A 3,227-nucleotide genomic window follows, 5' to 3' on the forward strand; every position below is an offset into this window, starting at 1 on the left:
CCAAAAGCTGCCGAAGGTTCCGTTCAACAGGGTTTTCATTGTTCGTGCTGCGCACGCAACGAAAACTTAGCTATTATCTGCCGTATTTTTCATTTCTTTTTAATACATACTTGTGAAATTCCTGTCCAGTAGCAAGTTCCAGAACCAAGTTTTTTGAACTGTTGCGAATGTAATTTTTTAAGATTTAATTGTTTGTCAATAATTGTGGCTAAAAATTGAGCCTTTCTTCGACATTCATTTGGTTCAATTGTTTTTGATTCACTTTCTGGATAGACTTCATCAAAACCCTTGTTAAGAATGATTTTATTTTCTGTCACTGTAAAATTTAGTATATCGCCATCTAGATAAAAGTCACCACAATTAATTTTGTCATCCTCATTTTTCAATTGTAATATTCCATTATTCTTAAGGTCATTTATAATTATTTTCGCAATATTCTTATTTATTCTCTTTGTTTTGGTTATGTCCCTTTTACTTTTTTGTTTATGAAATTTTGAATTGATAGTTCCAGAAAATTTTTTATTATTTTTTTCTCTTAATATTACATTTTGCTCTCTTCCACAAAATGATATTTCATAAATCCTATTTTGTGAACTTACAGTGTTAAATAAAAATATCAGAATTACTACAGCGAATCTCTTCATAATATGGCAGATAACGGTTACGTATTGGCGATGGTGCGGCTTTAATGCGGACTTTTTCTTATTATAAAATAATCTGCGGAATATCAAAAATAATTAAAATTGCGATTCCTCCGCGCTATTGCCAATACGATGTTATCTGGCGTTTTTATTTTCAATTAATTCTTTCAGCAAGTTTTCTAGAACTTCATTTCCGTTTTGTTGATAGATAATTCCGTGGTCACCATTTGCTATAGATTCAAAATGCCAATTCCTTGACTTGTTTGTGTTATATATTTTTTCTACATCATCAAACTTAAAAACAGAATCATCTTTTGTATGGATTTCATAAAAAGGTTTATCGAAATTGAAATTAATATTTCCAATCTCTAATTTAGGATTAGCAGAAATCGCATAAAAACCTGTAAAAATACTTGGTCTTTGAGAAGCAAACCAAAAAGTTGCTGTGCCACCATTTGACATTCCTCCCAAATAAATATTTTTTTTATCTATATTATAAGTAGATTTAACTTGAGTCAGAATTTTATAGATGTTCTGAAAAGCCTTTTTTTGATTCATCCAGCCAAAATCTTTCTTACCAAATGGATAAATAATTATGGAATTAAAATGGTCTGCAACTTTAAAAATTGGTTCTTGCGTTATTTCAGGTTTATCAAAATTGAAATTTTCTGTCGAATTAATTCCTCCGTGTAGATATATTATCGCTTTTGTAGGTTTATTAGCGTTGTAATTTTTGGGAACAAAGACTAAATATGGAACATTGATATTTTCCGCGCTTGAATAATATAATGCAAAGCCAGAATTGGCGGTATTAAATTTTGATCTTTTTTTTTGAATAGCATTCTTTGTTATAGTGGAAACCCATTTTTTAGATTTTGCTTCTTCAATTAATTTTTTATCTGCAAATTTATTTTGCATAGTGTTGATAATTGAAGCCCATTTTTCTGTGCTTTTTAATTCCTTGAAATTTTTATCTTTTTTAATAAAATCTATTTCTCCATCTTTTAATCCTAAACCTTTTTCAGCAGCAACATTAAGCCAGTTTAAAGCATCTTCGTCTTTTTTACAATTGACAGCAGAAAGAGAAGCATAGTAATAGTCGTATATGGTACCTTGATTACTATCTATTAATAGAGGTTTAAATATTTCATAAGCGTTACAAAAATCTTTTTTGCTTACAAATTCTTCTGCTTTCGCTATTTGTTGTTCATAATTTTGAGCAAAAGAGAAACTAATAAGTAAAGTTGCTAAAATTGTAAAAATTGTTCTTTTCATACTTTTTTTTAAAATGACAGATAACGTGCCGCGTATTGGCGATGGGCGGGATTTTTAGCACTGAACTTTAATCGAAGAACAGAAGTTGAATTTTGCACTTCCGTTGATACGAAGCCGTTCAGCCCGCCTATTGCCAATACGATGTTGTACGACGTAGTTATGTTTTGGGTTTTAGTCCAGCTAAATATTTTCGTATGTCATTTTCTAATTTATCCGGGTATTTGTACTCTAATTTTTTTGACAATTCAGTTCCTATTTCTGAAACTAAATCAGTCATTGAAAATAGAGCAGTCCAATTTTCCTTTATATCGCTCCCTGAAAATGTTTGTTCTGTTTTAGCCCACATTTCCTGGTTAAGATACTTTTTGAAAAGTCGTCCATATTTATTGGTCGTTATGTTCCAATTGTGTTCACTTGCAATGTGCCATTCAATTAAAGGAATTAGATATTCTGTGCGAATAACGGTTTCCGACATAAATTTCGCATAGAATATTTCATCTCTCACAAGACACTTTGCCACGTAAGTTGTGTCCCACCAAAAATCGTTTATTAGATTTTGAAACTCTTTTTCAGACGGTTTTTTGATAATGGAAATTTGATAAGTTGGTTTCAGCATTTGCTTTGTAATACCATCTTTATCAATTAAAATTTTATAACCAATATCCCAATCTTCTGGTAATTCTTTCTCTTGCGTTTCCTTTATAAATTTTGATTTGCTGTAAAGTTTAAAATCTACTTTCACACCGTCTTCATAAAGTAGCATTTTCATTGCGTGTTTATGGTTAAAACAACTTTCGTCTTCTTCAATCATAGCAATTGGATTTCCGAATTTAAGCGTCCAGCTTTTGTCTGAAATGTAATTTGTATTATCCTCAAAAACAAATTCAATGTCTAAATCACTAAATTCGTCAACAAGTGCTAAAGGATTTACAAGTGAACTTGTCAGAAGAAGAACTCTTACATCTTCGTTTTTCTCCGACCATTCTATAATTGTTCTTAACTTTTCTTCTCTGACTTTCATTTTGTTTGGTTCGGTTTTACTATGTCGTACAACGGGAAACGCATTGGCGAAGTGGCGGATAAATTGAGCCGAAAGTTCAATTTAGCAATAACGTAGCCGATGTGTTTCCAAAGAAGCTAATTTATTAAAAAAAAGCTGAATGTGGAACACATTCGGCGGATAAAAAAGCACGAAAGTTCAGTTTTGCACTTAACCCGCCATTTTGCCAATGCGATGTTGAACTAAACCTTCGGTAGCTTTCTCAGCGCTATATTTAGTTACTTTGTAAAACTAATTAAAAATCAGTAAAA

3 protein-coding genes are annotated in these 3,227 nt (G+C 31.2%); all 3 read right to left on the reverse strand.

Translation table 11 applies throughout. The annotated features are described in order from the left end of the window. Nucleotides 1–89 precede the first annotated feature (89 nt). A complete protein-coding gene (locus tag H6W52_RS20925; RefSeq protein WP_024566454.1) occupies nt 90–644 on the reverse strand; it encodes a hypothetical protein in 555 nt (184 codons plus the stop codon). Between the two features lie 132 nt (nt 645–776). Next, nucleotides 777–1,916, reverse strand: coding sequence for a prolyl oligopeptidase family serine peptidase (locus H6W52_RS20930; RefSeq protein ID WP_069148669.1), 1,140 nt, complete (start codon nt 1,914–1,916; stop codon nt 777–779). 157 nt (nt 1,917–2,073) lie between these two features. After that, nucleotides 2,074–2,937: an aminoglycoside 6-adenylyltransferase AadS gene (locus H6W52_RS20935; protein ID WP_003013318.1), complete on the reverse strand. Its 864-nt coding sequence runs from the start codon at nt 2,935–2,937 to the stop codon at nt 2,074–2,076. Nucleotides 2,938–3,227 lie beyond the last annotated feature (290 nt).

This window comes from Chryseobacterium sp. C2(2020) (assembly GCF_014218915.1).
Lineage (GTDB): Bacteria > Bacteroidota > Bacteroidia > Flavobacteriales > Weeksellaceae > Chryseobacterium > Chryseobacterium mucoviscidosis.